The following is an 18,008-nucleotide window of genomic DNA, read 5'->3' on the forward strand; positions in this document are numbered from 1 at the left end:
CAGAGGCCAGCGTCTTTTTTTAGATTATCTCGTTTTAATAAAACCACTCATGTACTGCTCTGTATTATAATCGTTGAGGTCGATTTTCCATTGTCCATCCCCATTACGTTTCATTTTCACTTCATATTCAGCTGGGCTGGAGACGGGAGGAAGCTTTTCGAATTCAGATGCGTACATGTTTAAGCTTTTTTTATACAATTCTTCTTTAGAACGGATTTTCCCGTTGTAAAACTCGTCTCTTTGCTTGTCTAGCTTGTCTTTTAAGTTAGAAGCATCAATGCCTGTTACTTGAGCGACAACCTTTGCTTCGTCATCAGAGATGGTTTTCACACTTGTTTCTACTTTGGCTTTATCCTTCATGGTGTTTTGAATGCGCTTGTACATCGACAAAATATCTCGGTCACTCACTTCATTTCCGTATATTCCTGCACTTCTTTTGAAGTCTTTGACAAACATTTCATGGTATTTATTGACGACATCCGATTGGTTGTCACCCGTTAAATCTGCGAATTGATCGTTTTTTTTGTCAAAAACAATAATATCGGTATAAGCGGATAACGCTTTTGCTGGGTTATCCAGCTTTTTTGCTGAATCGAGTATTTTGTTTCCATCTAGATCGATTTGTATGGAATCACTGTTTTTCTTGATGCTGTCCTGATACACAAACTGATATTTTTTCCCTTTGTCTACTAAGAAATAAAGAGCTCCTGAAAGTGACTTGCCTTTGTTCAATGAACCAAGGTCAAGGCGGTCTTTACTGCCGTAGAATTTTAAATCAGATACTTTGGCATCGTCCTGATAAAGGGAGAAGTCAGAGTTATATAATGAAAGGGCTTTGTCACCTTTGTTTGTGATCGTCAGGTTGACTTTTAGTACCAATTCATTGTCTCTCAGGGTAGTTGTTGAGTCTTCTGGTAACGTATATTCGTAGCTATTGACTTTTACCTCTGCTGTTTTCGTTGACTTTTGGTCAGCGTCTGTTGATTTGGCTGAGCTCTGGCAGGCTGCAGAGATGATCATCACGAATGAAATCATGAGGAGGGCACTTATTTTTTTAAGATTCACAGTTGATGCTCCTTTGCTTTTCTTTCGTCATTTCATTCCCGCTATCTGACTATGAAAAAAGAAACAGATAGAATGGTATATTCGGGTGTTAAAGGGGAAAATATCCTAATGACGATTTGCACTATTCATTCTATCGAAATTCATTCATGATGAGGAATAGGTTTTAGTCCCTATTTTTAATAATTTTTAACACAATTACCTATAAAATAAGGAATTAAATAAGCATAATATACTGGTTAATAAGTATTGATTTATAGATTTATTTTGGGTTTTAAATGTTTTTTGTATAAAAATCTTGAAATAAAGGTAGTTTTTTATTTGACGAGGCGGTGCCGGATGGCGAAGACGACAGCCTGTGTGCGGTCTTGTGCATTGAGCTTTTGTAATATACGGTGCACATGCGTTTTTACCGTACTTTTGCTGATAAATAATTGATCAGCGATGTCTTCATTCTTTAAGCCATAGGCCATTTGCTGTAAAACATCGCGTTCACGTTCAGTAAATGATTCGTGAAGCAGATGAGTGTGATGTGTATCATTTGCTTGCTGAAGAGCTCGGGCCATCATGTGCTCAGAGGCTGCCGTTCGAAAGACAGATTCACCAGCAAAGGCGGTGCGGATGGCCTCAATTAATTCCTCAGGCATTGTATCCTTCAGCAAATAACCGACTGCCCCTGCACGAATCCCGTCAAAGACGTATTCTTCCGTATCAAAGGTCGTGAGAATCACAACTTTTACATCTGGGTGCTTTTTTAAAATGTGCTCTGTTGCTGTGATGCCATCCATTCTAGGCATTTGTACATCCATGAGCAGTACGTCGGGTTTGTTGGTCAAGCAAAGCTCAACCGCCTCCTGACCGTCTGACGCCTCCCATATGACGTCAATATCCTCTTGAGCGCTTGCAATATAACGAAATCCTTGGCGGATCAGCGGCTGATCATCAATAATGCCAATCTTAATAGGGGTTGTCATGTCTCAGAGTCCTCCTTGATAGGAATTTGAACATGGATACAAAAGCCGTGCGGCTCGCGTATGGACGTCTTGAGGGAACCGCCTGCTGCGTCACACCGTGCCTTCATGCCTGACAGCCCAAATCCAAATGAAATATCTTTTTCGCTGGTCAAGTATCCATCATCTTCAATGTTCATCATCAGCTCATGCTGGTGGTTATATAGTGTAATGGTCATCGCGGTCGCCTTGGCATGGCGAATTGTATTGGTGATGGCTTCTTGTAAAATGCGGTAAAGCAGTTCAGAAACGGAGAGTGGCCATTTTTTATACGTAAGCTGCTCTGTATAAAATTGAATATCTAGCTCTCCTGATATCTCTCCTTGTTTGATGAGACTGCGAAGTCCGGCAAGTCCGAGACCTGCATCATCTGACGCCATATGATGAACCACAGAACGAACTTCGGTGAGACAATTTTTAGAAATATTGATCAGCTCCTGAAACGTCTGCGCCAAATGCTCTGGTTCTTCCTGTTTTAAACGGTAGGGCAAAGACTGCAGCTGGACAATCATTGAGGTTAATTGGTGACCGATGCTGTCATGCAGGTCACGTGCAATTCTGCTTCGCTCCTCCAGCACAGCAAATTGGAGTGACTGAACGGTCGCTTCTTCAAGCTCTATATGCGCCTTTTTTAATTGTTCATGGGCTTCTGATAATTCCTTGTGAACCAATTGCAGTTCTCCGAAATGTTCTTCCTTTAATTCCTGTTCACGCCGCCGCATTCTAGAGATCAAGACAAGTGTATACACAAGCAGCTGGAATAGCGGGAGAGTGATCACCATGTTCCAAGAAAAATCATTTACATAATAACTGACCCCACTAGTGAAAAAGATGATAGCAAATAGATAGGGATGATGCGCCTCTGAAAAACGAAAAGCGATAAAACCAATCATAAAAAAGGTCAGCCCAATACTGTCTTGAATATGACCTGTCACCATCCACAAGAGATGTGTCAGAATCCACATCAAGAGGAGCATAGAAATTTGCTTTTTAGGTGACAGCTTACTTTTTGGAAAAAGACAAAGGAGAAACACCAAATAGACGAAGGTGCGAAACACCAATTCGCCTATTGAAAGGGGCTCATACATTTGAATATACATATAGGTCAATACAAGGCCTAATACGAATTTTCGCCTTATTTGACCTAAAAGCTTGAGTGGCTGCTGAAGGTTCATATCAAAAACTCCTGTCTATCAGTTAAATAGCAGCAGATGCCTTGATGTTCATATATCTTTTTAAAAGAATAAAACGTAATCCGATCATACTGCCAATTGGAAGGAATGTCAGGCCATTTGCGAAAATGATCAGGGAATGACCGCCATCCTGTACAACTGAACCTACTGTCATCCGGATAAGAATGATTCCGATGAAAAAAAGTGTTCCATAGAGTGAGCTGGCGGCGGTGATACGTCCCGAGTGTTGATCAAATGTTACTTTGTATAGTTTACCTCTCCATAGCCCGATTGCAAAACCTACGAGTGCAAAGCCAGTCATCACAAGTAGGCTTATCGCCGTGATTTGAATATGCTGAGTGATGGAATAAGAGAGAAAGCCTAATAAAATGAGCGGCCCTATGAGAAATCTGACGGGGCGGATTTCTTTTTCTTTGCCTGTTCTCAATAGCATAATAATAATGATGATGACAATTTGAATGGTCATGAGAAGATCTCCTTTTCGTTTTAGTCTATCTTCATCATACGCATCTTCTATTTTCGCGGCGTCCACCCGCAGGTTGATTTTCAGAGAGCGGGATACTTGAATGTTGGAAATGATTCGTGGGAAAATAAGGATGATTATGTAGATAAGGGAGATGAGCTTTTGAAAAAGGTAACGCTTGGACGAACTGATTTGCAGGTAAATCCGATAGGGCTTGGTACGAATGCAGTAGGTGGACATAATTTATTCCCGAATCTTAGTGAGGATGCTGGACGGGAGCTTGTGGAGACGGCTCTTGATCAAGGTGTCAATTTCTTAGATTCTGCTTTTATTTATGGGCTGGGCCGTTCAGAGGAATTAATCGGTGAGATCATTGCCAAAAGAGGCGGCAGAGAAAAGCTTGTCCTTGCGACAAAAGGAGCTCATAAGGAAGTAAACGGGCAAATTGAACTTGATAACAGCCGTGATTTCTTAAGAGAGCAGGTTGAAAATAGCCTAAAACGACTGCAAACAGATTATATTGATTTGTACTATATGCATTTCCCGGATGGACGTACGCCGCTCGAAGAAGTAGCAGGCACATTAAAGGAATTGAAGGACGAAGGGAAAATCAGGGCAATCGGTGCATCAAACCTTGATTTTGAGCAGCTTCAAGCCTTTAACCAAGATGGTTACTTAGACGTGCTTCAATCAGAGTATTCTCTACTGAAACGTCAGGCAGAGCAGGAACTTCTTCCATACTGCGTCGAGCATGGTATTTCCTTTATTCCTTATTTCCCATTGGCATCAGGCTTGTTGACTGGGAAATTTACAAAGGATGCGACATTTGATGATATTCGAGCAAAAGACCCGCTTTTCCAAGGAGATGCATTCCTTTCAAATCTCGAAAAAGTAGACAAGCTGAAGGCCATTGCTCAATCAAAGAATGCAGAAACAGCACACGTCGCACTCGCTTGGCTCTTAGCTCAGGATGGCATTGATGCTATTATTCCAGGGGCAAAACGAGCAGACCAAGTCCTGCAAAATCTAAAAACAAACGATGTTCAACTAACTGAAGAGGAAATTAATCAAATCGACAAGATTTTCTCTTAACACGAAAAAAAGGTGCAGCTATGCACCTTTTTTTTATGACATTGTAAGAGGGATTTTGATGACGAGCCGTAAATTTGGAGAACGGTAAGTGAAATCCAGTGTACCGTCTGCCTTTTCAACAAGCTGATGAATGATATATGTCCCCATGCCTTGATGATCGCCGCCTTTTGTCGAGCGGCCAAAAGTTTTGAATAAATGATCTAACACGTGTTTTTCCATACCCTTTGTGCTGTTTTCACAATGGATTAAAAATAGCCCGCTCCGAATAGAGGTTGTGACCGAAATGCTGCCCTCTTTTCCGGCTTTCTTTGCTTCAATCGCTGCATCTAGGGCATTATCAAGCAGGTTGCCAGTAAAACTAACCTGATCCGCCTTTGAAAAGGGCAGCGATGAAAAGGGAGCTTGAAGGTCTAGTGAAAGTGCAATGCTCTCTTTCTCAGCCCGCTCCAAAAAGGGGTGAAGGGTAGAGGCTAAATATGCATTTTCTCCTTTCATCCATGGGAAATGTTTGACGTATTGCTGAATCAAATCTTTGATCTCATGCTCGTCGTTCGACGCCGAAAAGGCATTTAAATGTCTGGCTGTTTCATGATGTTTACTGCGCAGCTCAAGAAGTAATTCGTTGGTTCTAGCTTCTGCGTTTATAAGCTCTTGAAGCCGTCCACTTAACTGATTCTCTGTCTGCATCACCTTCAATGAGAGGATATCGACTGTCAACATGATGGTGAGCGCCAAAAGACAGCTCAGCCCATTCTCTTGCGTTAGAAACAGCAAAAAGCCTGCACAGGTGATGAGTATAAAAGCACCTAACATCACATAACCACTCGTATGAGGTAAAAATCTTTTGTACATGAAGAATGTATAAACACACATCGTGCAAAAGGTAAGAATCCACAACACAATTGAGGATAGCGGCAGGAAAGCTTCAGCAGCTGTATGAAACGCAAGACCCAGCCATATGAGGGCATAAATGCGAAATCCAAGATAGAAAGCGTTCACGTTCGTTCTCCTTAAAAATAGTATTTCTTAAAGAATTCTAATTGCTGCTTGGTCATCATGGCTTTTTTATCTGTCCCTTCAAAAGACACGATAAACGAATTTTTAGCATACGCCGAGAAATTCTTAATGTAATGAATATTGATGATAAACGATCGATGGGAGCGGATAAAATCTTTTTCAGCCAGATCACCCTTTAACTCGTTTAAAGTTTGATATGTCTGGATTTCTCCTGTTGTTGTCACGATAGTTGTTGACCGGCCCGTTCGCTCAACAAAAATGACATCCTTTTTCTGCAGCACATGAATATCTGACTGCTGCTTAATGAGAAGTCGCCCATGAATGCTTTTCTCCTGTTTGGTGGACATATAGCGCTCTAAGCATTTGGCAATGCGATCAGCTTGGTAGGGCTTCATAATATAATCATGTACATTCAAATCAAACGCATGGACCGCATATCCACTGTTTCCTGTCACAAAGACCACATCGACATTCAGTGCGTGAGAGTGAATGAGGTCCGCCAATTCATAGCCGGACATTCCAGGCATTTCAATGTCAGCGAACAACAGATCAATGTCTCCTTGTTTGACCTTCTCATATGCATCCTCTGCTGACTGTGTGACAAAGACAATGTCCACAGCCTCCATTCTGCCCACAATGGCGTGCAGCTTTTCTAAATCTACTCGGTAATCATCGACGAGACCTACTTTTATCATAAAAATCACCTATGACTCTTCTTATTATTTGTCTATTTTACCATTTGTTTTTTTGAAATAGATCATTTCAAGACAGAAAAAGGACGTTTCGCGACATTTTTATATCAGGCAAGCATTATTTTTTCTATCATAGACTTAGAAAGTAAAGTTGAAAGGGGCGAACCAAATGATTACTCTCAGCGATTGCAGCTGCTGGTTTAAAGATAAGAAAAAAGTCGTGAAAGCCATGAAACATATGACGTTCTCCGTGAAGGAAGGGGAAGTCGTTGGTATCCTAGGAGAAAATGGTGCAGGGAAAACGACATTATTGCGCGCCGTAGCCACATTATTAGAGCCTACGCACGGGTCAGTCACTGTCGCAGGCTTTGATACGGTGAAAGAATCAACGGAAGTGAAAAAGCGAATTGGTGTCTTGTTTGGCGGTGAGACGGGGCTTTACGATCGTTTGACGGCACGAGAAAACCTTGAATACTTTGGCAAATTGTATGGCTTAGATCAGCATGAAATCAAAGCAAGAATAGAGGATTTAGCAAAGCGTTTTGGAATGAGACAATATATGGATCGCAAGGTGAAAGGATTCTCAAGAGGGATGAAACAAAAGGTGGCGATTGCCAGAACGTTAATTCATGATCCTGATATTATCTTATTTGATGAGCCGACAACAGGCTTAGATATCACGTCGAGTAATATTTTCAGAGATTTTATCCATCAGCTCAAGCAGCAAAACAAAACGATCCTCTTTTCAAGCCACATCATGGAAGAAGTCAGCCAGCTTTGTGACAGTGTCATGATGATTCATCAAGGAGAGCTTGTGTACAAAGGGACACTTTCAGAATTATATACTCAGGAACAAAGTGATGATTTGAACTATATCTTTATGTCGAAGCTCGCTAGGGGGATTTCATAATGTGGAAAACCGTCTTTTTGAAAGAAATGACAGATGCGCTGAGAGATCGAAAAACGTTGCTCTTAACCGTGCTGATTCCTCTTTTGACCATGCTTGGACTGGTGTTCTTTTATGAAAGCATGATTGCAGATCCAGGGGATAAAGCCTATACAGTCGCCATCAATGAACAGCTTCCAGCCGAAATGAACCAAATGATCAAAGAGGTCAAAAACCTAAACCTTGAAACATTTGATGATCCGCAGCAAGCCGTCAAGGATGGAGAGGCAAATGCTTACCTGGAAATGCCGAAAGAGGCAGGCGATATGCTCAAGCATCAAAAGCCATTCGCTATTAAAATTCATGGATACACGACAGATGATGATTCGGTCATTACCGTTCAAATGCTGCAATCAATGCTGGAGCAATATCAAAACCAAGTGGTTGAGAAGCGTTTAGCAGCGGATCAAATCGACACATCCGTTATTCATCCGTTTGAGGTGCAGTCCGTTGATGTAGAAGAAGGGGATGAAGGGGAAAACGGAGTGACCGCTATGCTGTTGTCGATTCTCCTTCCGATGATTTTGGTGACCTCCGTCATCTCAGGAGCTTTGCCGGCTGCGCTTGATATTGTAGCAGGTGAAAAAGACCGAAAATCAATTGAAGCCTTATTCCTGACACCTGCCAGCAGACTCCAGATTCTCATCGGAAAATGGCTCGCTGTCTCTATGTTCGGTATTTTAAGTGGAATTGTGGCGATCGGCATGCTGCTTCTATCCACTTTGCTCTTTACAGAAAAGCTGAAGCAGGCTCTGAACTTTGGTGATCAAATGTGGAGCATTATTGGCGTCATGTTTGCGGCGTTAATCATCTTCTCCTTCATGGTATCCATGATTGAATTGCTGCTCAGCGTCATTTCGGGCTCAGTAAAAGAAGCACAGTCGTACATGTCCATGATCATTACGCTAGGTGTGCTCCCGATGTTCTTTACCATGAGAGCAGGTGCTACGCAGCTAGATACGTATTACTTTGCGGTCCCATTCCTTAATATTCATGCGCTTTGTAAGCAACTGATGTTTGGTATCATCGATCCGGTGGCTGTCACTTTGACACTCGGCTCCTCAGCCTTGGCAGTCGTTATCCTGTTTGTCATCGTGAGAAGCTTGTTTATGAAAGAAAAATGGATGCTTGCGAAATAAAGAAAGGAAAACTTGTAGATTTTTTCTACAAGTTTTTTTATATTCGGAGATTCATATAAAAAAGGCTCGGGATAGAATTGTTATGGCATAATGGAAGATGAAATGACATAATCATCCTATTTTTACTAAAGAGAGGAGGTGGAGATATGCCTTATCAAACAGATGACGATGATGTGTTAGGACTATGTAATATATATGCTCAGCAAACACACCATTTTGAAGCCTTTATTTTGGGAAATAGGAAAGGCTTATTAGAACTAAGAAATGCAATAGACAAGGCTTTAGAAACCGGTTGTTCTACTTCAACATTATTTCCGTCTGATTATGAAGGATATGATGTCTATGTTGCTTTAGTAGAAGAGGAGCAAAGGTTTAAAAAATTAACGACTCCTTATGTAGAGGAATACGCACAAGAGGAAGATGCGGTTGATCCAATTGAGATCATTAAAGAATATGAAGCTAAAAAGGGGAATTCCGTATAAAGAGATTCCCCTGCTTGTGAACTCGTTTGCTAGTGAATCAAATGTCTATGGATTTGGCTTGTCATTGGGTTTTGTCCAGTACTTGATGTCTTCCAATGCTCTTTCAATGTCATCCATATCGTCAATTCCTAAAGTACTATCAAATTTCGAAGATAGTATCTTTCGTACTTTAGCGAGCCTTTGAGTGACCTCCCACTCATCTATAAATCGTGTGGTTTCTGTTTCATATTCTCCTCTATATGCTTCCTCACCATACTGATGAAATTTTTCACCATAATAAGAACCCATGTTATGCAAAGACAAAAGAATCAAATTCATTTCTTTTAATACCTCTAACATTTCATCACCCGTGTAGGTGATGTTTTGATTAGACTTTAGCATTGACTCCCACCCTTAAAATAAGAAATGTTGATATACGCCGCAACCAATACGCTTGTGCTCATCATATTAAAAAAACCCCCGGAATCGGGGGTTTTTCTTTAGTTCTTGATGAATTTCTCAACTAATGAGCTTGTTTTGTAGTCGTTCAAATCGAGTTTCCATTGGTCGATATCATTTTTCTTCATGTTCACTTCTACTGTTTCTTCAGAAGATGATGGTCCTAATTTTTTAAATTCATCTGGATAGATAGAAAGTAGATATTTCTGTGCATCATCATAAGATGCTGAACGGTTTTTGCTGTAGAACTCAGTCGCTTTCTCTTTCAAACGATCGACAAGCGGACTTGCATCGATTGGTGTAAGAGTTACAGTCACGACAGCTTTATCACCACTGATCGCTTTTGTTTTTGTTGATACTTTTGATTTTTCAGCTAATGTTTCTTTTACTGCTTTTAAAAGCTTATCAAGGTTTTCGTCCTTCGCTGAGCTAGAAGAAATACCTGATGAAGTGATGTAACCTTGTTTGAATGATTTATCGAATTCATTCACAACAGTTGATTTGTTATCACCTGTTAGTTTTTCGAAATCGTCGTTTTTCTTACCAAAAATCATCACATCAATATAAGAAGAAAGAGCTTTTGCAGATGCTTGTAGTGTATCTGCTTTTTTCATTAAGTCTTTTCCTTTAATATCGAATTCTAGTGTTTTGTCATCTTTTTTCGATCCACTGCCTGGCTCTGTGTAAACAAGCTGATAGTCCTTGTCTTTGTCAACAACAAAGAATAGACCGCCTTTTGTTACTTTGTCAGCATTTAAAGAGCTTGAAGATAATACTTCGTTGTAGTCATCTGGAGAGATCGTAGATACCTGTGCGTCATCTTGGTAAAGTGTGAAGTTGCTTTTATCAACATTGAGAGGCTCTTTGCTGATATTTTTTACAGATACATTCACTTTTAGTACATACTGATCATCTTGTACAGATGTATCGTATTGAGGTGGTAATGTGTACTCAGCACTTTCTACCTTTACTTCTGCTGCATCAAGAGATTTTTTGGTATCGTTTTCTTTCGCAGCTGTTTTGTCTTTACCACCACTACAAGCGGCAGCGACAACAGTTACACACAAGATCAGAAGAAACAGGGATAATTTCTTTTTAAACATGTCGTGTTTTCCTCCTCGGGTTTATGGTGAATTTCATTGAAAAGCTGTAGTTCATATCGTTCTTTTTGCACAAAAAGAAAAATACTGTATGTTTTTTACTGTAGAATGAAGCGAAAGTACTGTCAATACCTCAGTGCGTTTCCGAGGTTGATTGGCTTCAAGTAGTAAAAATGACACTAAGTTGAGAGGAGAAACTTGTAATTTATTATTTGATATCTCCTGTAGAAACTCAACATTTTATATTTTAAGGTTTTGAGTCGGATTATTGAATAGGTTCAAATGACTGTTTTTGAAGATGATGTCGCAATTAGAAGGATTTTTATGACTTGTAAATGAGTATATAGTAATGAATATTTTTTCCTGCTATGTGGATGATCACTTGGTTCGTGTGTTGTTGACAGCAAGACACATGTCCAGCAAATTTAGACAGGCTGCCCGACACTGAACGTGCTTTTTCATGTCAAAATGGCAGTCATCTACACAGAAACGCTACATAAAATAAAAGAGAAATGAAATGGAGGTGGATGTATGGCAGTGGTAAGAGCGACAAGCTCTGATATTGATTTAATGGCCAGACTGCTGAGAGCGGAGGCAGAAGGTGAAGGGAAGCAAGGGATGCTGCTCGTAGGAAATGTGGGCATCAATCGGCTGCGTGCCAACTGCTCTGACTTTAAAGGGCTGCGTACGATTCCACAAATGATTTATCAGGAGCATGCATTCGAAGCGGTCACGCATGGGTACTTTTATCAACGAGCACGAGAAACTGAAAAAACACTTGCGCGGAGAAATATTAACGGAGAACGTTTTTGGCCGGCAAAATTCAGCCTTTGGTATTTTAAACCGCCTGGCAATTGTCCAGCGACATGGTATAATCAGCCGTTTGTGGCAAGGTATAAGTCGCATTGCTTTTATCAGCCAACCGCCGAAACGTGTGAAAATGTCTATAACACCTTTTAGCTTGATGAAACGCACAATCCTCTTAGAGTACGAATGCAGAGGGTTGTGTTTTTGTTTTTTCCAAAATGGGTAACCATTGTGTATCAACAAGATGAAGCACGTGAATGGAGGAAATGATGATGTATCAAGATTTAAAAGGGAAAACAGCCATTGTCACAGGCTCTTCAAAAGGAATTGGACAAGCGATCGCATTGCGGTTTGGACAAGAGGAAATGAATGTGGTTGTAAACTATAAAGGCGATGAAGATGGAGCTGAAGAGACGGTACAAGCCATTCAGAAGCACGGAGGTGGGGCGGTGAAAGTACACGCAGATGTCTCCAAAGAGGAAGGCATCCAAGCTATCATGGATACAGCATTGGAACATTTCGGTACAGTAGATGTATTCGTCAATAATTCAGGCTTTAACGGGGAAGAAGCGCTACCGCATGAGATGACGCTGGAGCAATGGCAAAACGTCATCGATGTGAACATAACAGGTGCATTTTTAGGCGCAAAGGCTGCGCTCGCCTATATGATGGAGCATGACATCAAAGGGTCTATTTTAAATATTTCCAGTGTCCATCAGGAGATTCCGCGCCCATTCAACGTTCATTATTCCACTTCAAAGGGCGGAATGAATATGATGACAAAGACGCTGGCTCTTGATTATGCCGAAGCAGGTATTCGAATCAATGCGATTGCGCCAGGTACCATGGCAACCGAATCAAATGATGATTTGCAGGATGAACAGAAAAAACAAAAGCAGCTTGAGAAAATTCCGATGAGAACCTTTGGTGAACCGAAGGAGATTGGGGCCGCTGCTGCATTCCTCGTTTCTAAGGAAGCGGCATATATCACAGGCACCACCTTATTTGTGGATGGTGGAATGACACTTTATCCTTCTCAAATCAATGATTAATCCGAAAAACATCCGCCTGTTCAGCCGGCGGATGTTTTTTGTTCGTAGCGTTGTGTAGCTTTGGCTCGTTTGCCGAGCAGCATCGGGTACTTGCTCAGGAAGGAGATACATGGCACCATGAGCAGCAATGTGCCGATCGTATAAAAAAGTGTCCAAGAGAGCTGCGCTGTATCAGCAATATTGATACCAAGTCCATAAAAAACAAATGCTTTCATGATATCAATACCGGCAAACTGCAAAACAAGAATGACAATAGAATTTCGTCCTAGATACGTCAAAATAGGGGATGTTTTTAATTTAAAGCTTAAATAAATCACGGCAGCTGAACCGAGCAGAGCACATGTATAGAAAATAAAGAGATCACCGTAGTCGTTGACGCGCATATCGATCCGTGAATTAAAGCTCTGCATGTAAGCCGTCAGCACAAGCAGACCTGTACATAAAAGCAGGGTTGGATCTGTTTTTAATTCCACAAACCACTGCTTTGCTAAAAATCCAATCGAATAAAACACAACAGCCGTCAAGGCGACATTGGCATTCCAAGGAAGACTTTGATCTAAAAGCAAGGTAGAAGCATATCCAGCACCTCCGCAAAGAATAGTCAGCAAGATCACGGCAGCAGGTCTCCCTTTTGAAAGACGATGCATAAAGAAAAATAAAATTTCCACTAAAAAGAGTGTCGTTAAAAACCAAATCGCTGGGTTATGTGTAAGTCTCGCTTCATCTGCATTGGATATGAAAATACCTGTAAACGGAACGAAAGGGTCGATATCCGTTTGTCCCTTGAATGCGAAAAAACGAGTAACGGAGAACCAAAATACATACGTAATGATGGAGAAATAGAGATAGGGCAGGAGTAAGCTTTTGGCTTTTTTCTGAATAAATGACAAAGCAAGGGATGAGGATGACCGAAACATCATGCCTGATAGTAAAAAGAAAAGCGGCATATGAAAAGAGTAAATGAATTGCTTGAGCGAATCTGGAATGGGCACATGCGCCATAACCACGAGCAGAATGCCGATTCCTTTAGCTGCATCTACCCAATCGAGTCTCTTTTTCATGTCTGTCATCTCCTTTTTTTCAGCGTCGTAAACCGTTCATTGAATATGTACCTCTACTATATAAAAGGTACACCTCTTATGCGTTTACAGTTCGCTAACGATTAGAAGACACATTTGCGATCAGATGACAGAAGGAAGGATTTTGACATCTTGATGTTACATTTCCCATTTTTTATGACAATGTAAAAAAAGAAGCCTGAAAAGCTGGCTTCAAAATAATTCTGCTATTCGCTTGTAGGAGCGTTGTTTTTCAATCGGATCAAAGGAATTGTTCAGAATCATGATGTCATCCGTTTGATAGCGGTCCATCAAGGGCTGTAATTGCTCTTTTACCGTTTTCTTCGAGCCGACAATCATCCGTTGGCGGTTTTGCAGCACTTTTTTCTTTTCCTGCGTGGTGTAGTGATAGGCACTTGCTTCTTCTATAGAAGGAACGCGGCTGTCCAGTCCTTTTTCAACACGCAGCAGCCATAAATCTGTACTGCTGGCGATCCGGTCTGCTTCTTCATCTGTTTCACCGCAGATAACAAAGACGGCAAACATAGATTGTGGCTGCCTAGAAAAGACAGATGGAGAAAAGTGTGATCGATACGTCTCAAATGCTTGTTTGCCGCGTGCAGGATGAATAAAGTGGCCAAAAATATAGTTGATTCCAAGCTCCGCCGCCTGCATGGCACTATTTTCTCCTAGTCCAAGCAGCCAAACCGGCGGATGAGCATCAACAAGCGGAGCAGCTTTCACACCTGCATGCGGATGACCAGAAGGCAGGCTGTCTGATAAGTAAAAAAGAAGATCCTTCAGCTGGCGGTCAAACTGAGACAGATCTTTATGCACGCCGTCCGTCAATGCGAGTCTCGTCCTTTCGATCCCGCCGGGGGATTTGCCGACTCCGATCTCAATCCGTCCAGGATAAAGGGCTTCAAGCTGCCGCGTGACCTCTGCTACTTTAAAAGGACTGTACTGAGGAAGTAAAATGCCGCCAGATCCGGTACGCAAGGTCGATGTATGAGCCGCAATATGAGCCATTAATATTTCAGGCGCCGTACTAGCGAGCCCTCTTGTGCTGTGGTGTTCAGCGAACCAATAGCGCTCATACCCAAGCGTTTCAGCCAGTTGAGCCAGCTGCGTTGTATGAATCAATGTTTCCTGCGCAGACTGACCTTTAGGAATGGCGACTTGATCTAATATATGAAGTGATGGCATCATCAACATCCTTTCAACAACATGCTGAATATAAGTATAAAGAAATCAATGGGTGGAAGGAAACGAAAGGGTTTATCCTTTGAACACATGCTTTTATCTTTTCTATATCAACATATGAAACCACATCTTACGCTCCTTATCAGCAAGAGCTGCTCACCGGGAACTTTCGACAATGTTTCACATGAAACACTTCATTTACGACATGAACTATTTTCAATGTGCATCTTTCTTTAAAAAAATATAAAGTGTTTGAAACCTATCTTGAACATAGATCGTATATACTAGTAAATAGAAAAAAGAGTAAGAGGCTCCAATGTCATTTCATGAATTTTGTCGAATTTTCATGTATGATGATTTTAATAGGGTCCATCGCTTAATAAATAGATTTTTATTATGCTGGAGGAGTGATTGATTTGGCGATTACATTAGAAAAAGGTCAACGTATTGATTTAACAAAAGGGAAAGCAGGGCTAACGAATATTCTTGTTGGACTTGGCTGGGACCCTGTATCACAAGGCGGCGGGTTTTTAGGAAAGCTGTTTGGCGGCGGAGGCGGCGCTGATGTTGATTGTGATGCTTCAGTGCTCATGCTGAAAAATGATAAGTTTACGGAAAATAAAGATTTGATTTATTTTGGCAACCTAAAAAGCAAATGCGGCAGTGTTGAGCATACAGGTGACAACCTGACTGGTGAAGGAGACGGAGATGATGAACAAGTCCTCGTCAACTTGAGCAAGGTGCCGGGTAATGTGAATAAATTGGTGTTTGTCGTGAACATTTATGATGCCCTTAGAAGAAACCAACACTTTGGTATGATTCAAAATGCTTACATTCGCATCGTTGATCGTTCAAACAATCAAGAATTAGTGAAATATAATTTAAAAGATGACTATGCAGGAAAAACATCGTTAATCGTCGGAGAACTTTACCGTCAAGAGAATGAGTGGAAGTTTGCGGCTCTTGGAAATGGTACAAATGATGCGAAGCTTGCCGATATTACGAGAAACTACATTTAAACAGAAGGGAGAGGTTCCTAGTGGGAATTTCTTTAGCGAAAGGTCAAAAAATTGATTTAACAAAAACGAATCCGGGTTTAACAAAAGTAGTCGTTGGTCTTGGCTGGGACGTCAATAAGTATGACGGCGGACATGACTTTGATCTAGACGCAAGTGTATTCCTTTTAGATGCAGCAGGTAAAGCAAGCTCTCCATCTGACTTTGTCTTTTACAACCAAACAACTGGCGGAGGCGGCAGTGTCGTACATACAGGCGATAACCGCACTGGTGAAGGGGACGGAGATGACGAGCAGGTCAATGTTGACCTTGCAGCTGTACCAGCAAGTATTGAGAAGATTTCATTTGTCATTACCATTCATGATGCAGAAGCGCGCAGTCAAAACTTCGGACAAGTGTCTAACGCATATGTACGTATTTTAAATGCGGCTTCGAATGAAGAACTCATTCGCTACGATTTGGCAGAGGATTTCTCAATTGAGACAGCCATTATTGTAGGTGAATTATACCGTCATGGCGGGGAATGGAAATTCTCAGCTGTCGGATCAGGCTATCAAGGCGGTCTTGCACGCATTGCAACGGACTTCGGCTTAGATATCGGATAACGATAGTTTCCTATTTTCAAAGACAGGAGAGATACGAATATGGCGATTCAGCTTTCAAAAGGACAACGTGTCGATTTAACTAAAACCAACCCAGGGCTGACGAAAGTGATGATCGGTCTTGGCTGGGATACGAATAAATATTCTGGCGGAGCCGAATTTGATTTGGACGCATCGGCTTTTTTGGTGGATGCAAACAATCGTTGTCAGCAAGATACAGATTTTGTGTTCTATAATAACCTTCAGCATCCGAGCGGCAGTGTCACTCATACAGGTGATAACCGGACGGGTGAAGGAGATGGAGATGACGAGCAAATTCTCGTTGATTTCTCGAAAATTCCTGCTAACATTGATCGTATCGGAATTACAGTTACGATCCATGATGCAGAGACGCGCAGCCAGAATTTTGGACAAGTCTCGAATGCATTTGTTCGTGTTGTAAATGAAGAGGGCGGGGAAGAATTGATTCGTTTTGATTTAGGGGAAGACTTCTCAATTGAAACAGCTGTTGTGGTATGTGAATTGTACCGACACGGTAGTGATTGGAAGTTTAACGCGATCGGAAGCGGATTCTCTGGCGGCCTTGCAGCTCTTTGTCAAAATTATGGGTTAGAAGTGTAATTAAGAGAAACAAATTAATTCAAGAGGTGCTGTCAAAAACTCATATGAGGGCCTTTTCCAAAGTGAGAAAGAAACAGCGATCAAGAATAGCAGCAGGCGAAAGCCTGCTGATGCTTCTACACTTATAGGAGGAAAACCAGTTGGACATTTTGAAACATATGTTGGATACATATGCCTCGTTTTTTGATTGGCATATGTGGGCAGAGGTGTTAACAGACCCTGTCTCTTGGGGGCTTATTGGGACGCTTGTCGTGCTTGAAGGATTGTTATCAGCAGATAACGCACTTGTATTAGCTGTGATGGTGAAACATTTACCGGAAAAGCAGCGTAAAAAGGCATTAACCTACGGATTAATTGGCGCTTATTTCTTCCGTTTTCTATTCATTGGCGTAGGGATGCTGCTTATTAAATTCTGGTGGATTAAGGTTCTTGGAGCTGCTTACTTAGCATGGCTTGTCATTAAGCACTTCTGGTTAGGTGATGGCGATGATGAAGCGAAGGAATTGAAAAAAGAAGGCTGGTTGATTCGGGTATTTGGTATATTCTGGGCAACCGTTATCTCTGTAGAAATTATGGACCTTGCCTTCTCGGTTGATAGTATTCTTGCAGCATTCGCTGTATCTGAGGAAGTATGGATTCTTCTATTAGGCGGAATGCTTGGAATTCTCATGATGCGTACAGTGGCACAGTTGTTCCTTGTTCTTATTGACCGTATCCCAGAGCTTGAGAATACAGCGTTTATTCTTATCGGGATCATTGCGATCAAAATGGGCTTGAGTGCTGCTCACATTGAAATCCCGCATCTTGTATTCTTTGCGATTATTATCCTAGCATTTATCGGAACGTTTATTGTTCATAAAATCAATAAGAAGAAACATCAAGGTGTAACAAACGAAGCTGCGGCTTCAAAAGAAGAATAGGACGATCAAAAAGGAATGGAGTTGATTAGCGGCTCCATCCTTTTTTGAATCATCAAGTCATTTGTTCGATTTTCTCTCAACAACAGGAGGTGGCA

General features: G+C 41.4%; 20 protein-coding genes. 10 read left to right on the forward strand and 10 right to left on the reverse strand.

Annotated elements, in window-relative coordinates; all coding sequences use genetic code 11:
* Positions 1 to 24: 24 nt before the first annotated feature.
* The 4 genes from QSJ46_RS05650 to QSJ46_RS05665 form a co-directional block, all read right to left on the reverse strand.
* The gene (locus QSJ46_RS05650) at positions 25 to 1,065 is read right to left on the reverse strand and encodes a DUF4352 domain-containing protein (RefSeq protein ID WP_047203442.1); all 1,041 of its coding nucleotides are present in this window, start codon (positions 1,063 to 1,065) and stop codon (positions 25 to 27) included.
* A gap of 314 nt (positions 1,066 to 1,379) precedes the next feature.
* Positions 1,380 to 2,036 (reverse strand): response regulator, encoded by a 657-nt coding sequence (locus QSJ46_RS05655; protein WP_107163938.1) that lies wholly within the window; start codon positions 2,034 to 2,036, stop codon positions 1,380 to 1,382.
* Positions 2,033 to 3,247, reverse strand: coding sequence for a sensor histidine kinase (locus QSJ46_RS05660; RefSeq protein WP_269773293.1), 1,215 nt, complete (start codon positions 3,245 to 3,247; stop codon positions 2,033 to 2,035). Before QSJ46_RS05660 ends, QSJ46_RS05655 begins: the two co-directional genes overlap by 4 nt.
* Before the next feature lie 22 nt (positions 3,248 to 3,269).
* The gene (locus QSJ46_RS05665) at positions 3,270 to 3,731 is read right to left on the reverse strand and encodes a DUF1453 domain-containing protein (RefSeq protein WP_231746855.1); all 462 of its coding nucleotides are present in this window, start codon (positions 3,729 to 3,731) and stop codon (positions 3,270 to 3,272) included.
* A 159-nt stretch (positions 3,732 to 3,890) separates the two neighbouring features.
* Between QSJ46_RS05665 and QSJ46_RS05670 the strand changes: the two genes are divergently transcribed.
* Positions 3,891 to 4,820, forward strand: a complete 930-nt coding sequence (locus QSJ46_RS05670; protein ID WP_107163940.1) for an aldo/keto reductase — start codon at positions 3,891 to 3,893, stop codon at positions 4,818 to 4,820.
* Positions 4,821 to 4,853: 33 nt separating this feature from the next.
* Here QSJ46_RS05670 and QSJ46_RS05675 read toward each other — a convergent pair whose 3' ends face one another.
* The gene (locus QSJ46_RS05675) at positions 4,854 to 5,819 is read right to left on the reverse strand and encodes a sensor histidine kinase (RefSeq protein ID WP_285604427.1); all 966 of its coding nucleotides are present in this window, start codon (positions 5,817 to 5,819) and stop codon (positions 4,854 to 4,856) included.
* Between the two features lie 11 nt (positions 5,820 to 5,830).
* On the reverse strand, positions 5,831 to 6,532 hold the full coding sequence (locus QSJ46_RS05680) for a LytR/AlgR family response regulator transcription factor (RefSeq protein ID WP_039176235.1): 702 nt from the start codon (positions 6,530 to 6,532) through the stop codon (positions 5,831 to 5,833).
* A gap of 166 nt (positions 6,533 to 6,698) precedes the next feature.
* Between QSJ46_RS05680 and QSJ46_RS05685 the strand changes: the two genes are divergently transcribed.
* The 3 genes from QSJ46_RS05685 (at position 6,699) to QSJ46_RS05695 (ending at position 9,096) form a co-directional block, all read left to right on the forward strand.
* The gene (locus tag QSJ46_RS05685) at positions 6,699 to 7,439 is read left to right on the forward strand and encodes an ATP-binding cassette domain-containing protein (protein ID WP_039176238.1); all 741 of its coding nucleotides are present in this window, start codon (positions 6,699 to 6,701) and stop codon (positions 7,437 to 7,439) included.
* Positions 7,439 to 8,614, forward strand: coding sequence for an ABC transporter permease (locus tag QSJ46_RS05690; RefSeq protein ID WP_107163942.1), 1,176 nt, complete (start codon positions 7,439 to 7,441; stop codon positions 8,612 to 8,614). The genes QSJ46_RS05685 and QSJ46_RS05690 overlap by 1 nt, the downstream gene beginning before the upstream one ends.
* A 146-nt stretch (positions 8,615 to 8,760) precedes the next feature.
* Positions 8,761 to 9,096 (forward strand): hypothetical protein, encoded by a 336-nt coding sequence (locus tag QSJ46_RS05695; protein WP_285604428.1) that lies wholly within the window; start codon positions 8,761 to 8,763, stop codon positions 9,094 to 9,096.
* Between the two features lie 45 nt (positions 9,097 to 9,141).
* Here QSJ46_RS05695 and QSJ46_RS05700 read toward each other — a convergent pair whose 3' ends face one another.
* On the reverse strand, positions 9,142 to 9,477 hold the full coding sequence (locus QSJ46_RS05700) for a hypothetical protein (protein ID WP_064498775.1): 336 nt from the start codon (positions 9,475 to 9,477) through the stop codon (positions 9,142 to 9,144).
* Positions 9,478 to 9,575: 98 nt separating this feature from the next.
* The gene (locus tag QSJ46_RS05705; RefSeq protein WP_039176247.1) at positions 9,576 to 10,637 is read right to left on the reverse strand and encodes a DUF4352 domain-containing protein; all 1,062 of its coding nucleotides are present in this window, start codon (positions 10,635 to 10,637) and stop codon (positions 9,576 to 9,578) included.
* A 528-nt stretch (positions 10,638 to 11,165) separates the two neighbouring features.
* Between QSJ46_RS05705 and QSJ46_RS05710 the strand changes: the two genes are divergently transcribed.
* Both QSJ46_RS05710 and QSJ46_RS05715 read left to right on the forward strand, forming a co-directional pair.
* Positions 11,166 to 11,594, forward strand: a complete 429-nt coding sequence (locus QSJ46_RS05710; RefSeq protein WP_039176249.1) for a cell wall hydrolase — start codon at positions 11,166 to 11,168, stop codon at positions 11,592 to 11,594.
* A 119-nt stretch (positions 11,595 to 11,713) separates the two neighbouring features.
* Positions 11,714 to 12,493 carry a glucose 1-dehydrogenase gene (locus tag QSJ46_RS05715; protein ID WP_107163943.1) on the forward strand — a complete coding sequence of 260 codons (780 nt, stop codon included), beginning with the start codon at positions 11,714 to 11,716 and terminating at the stop codon, positions 12,491 to 12,493.
* Positions 12,494 to 12,513: 20 nt separating this feature from the next.
* Here the strand turns inward: QSJ46_RS05715 and QSJ46_RS05720 are convergent, their stop codons facing one another.
* On the reverse strand, positions 12,514 to 13,554 hold the full coding sequence (locus QSJ46_RS05720; protein ID WP_285604429.1) for an acyltransferase family protein: 1,041 nt from the start codon (positions 13,552 to 13,554) through the stop codon (positions 12,514 to 12,516).
* Positions 13,555 to 13,764: 210 nt separating this feature from the next.
* A complete protein-coding gene (locus QSJ46_RS05725; protein ID WP_212040273.1) occupies positions 13,765 to 14,757 on the reverse strand; it encodes an LLM class flavin-dependent oxidoreductase in 993 nt (330 codons plus the stop codon).
* Positions 14,758 to 15,170: 413 nt separating this feature from the next.
* Here QSJ46_RS05725 and QSJ46_RS05730 point away from each other — a divergent pair, with 413 nt between their 5' ends.
* From QSJ46_RS05730 to QSJ46_RS05745, 4 genes are all read left to right on the forward strand, one after another.
* A complete protein-coding gene (locus QSJ46_RS05730) occupies positions 15,171 to 15,773 on the forward strand; it encodes a TerD family protein (RefSeq protein WP_039176264.1) in 603 nt (200 codons plus the stop codon).
* A gap of 20 nt (positions 15,774 to 15,793) precedes the next feature.
* The gene (locus QSJ46_RS05735; protein ID WP_039176267.1) at positions 15,794 to 16,375 is read left to right on the forward strand and encodes a TerD family protein; all 582 of its coding nucleotides are present in this window, start codon (positions 15,794 to 15,796) and stop codon (positions 16,373 to 16,375) included.
* Between the two features lie 39 nt (positions 16,376 to 16,414).
* The gene (locus tag QSJ46_RS05740; protein ID WP_034664245.1) at positions 16,415 to 16,993 is read left to right on the forward strand and encodes a TerD family protein; all 579 of its coding nucleotides are present in this window, start codon (positions 16,415 to 16,417) and stop codon (positions 16,991 to 16,993) included.
* Between the two features lie 140 nt (positions 16,994 to 17,133).
* Positions 17,134 to 17,913: a TerC family protein gene (locus QSJ46_RS05745; protein ID WP_039176272.1), complete on the forward strand. Its 780-nt coding sequence runs from the start codon at positions 17,134 to 17,136 to the stop codon at positions 17,911 to 17,913.
* Positions 17,914 to 18,008 lie beyond the last annotated feature (95 nt).

It is taken from the genome of Bacillus sp. YKCMOAS1 (assembly GCF_030268125.1).
GTDB lineage: Bacteria > Bacillota > Bacilli > Bacillales > Bacillaceae > Bacillus > Bacillus safensis.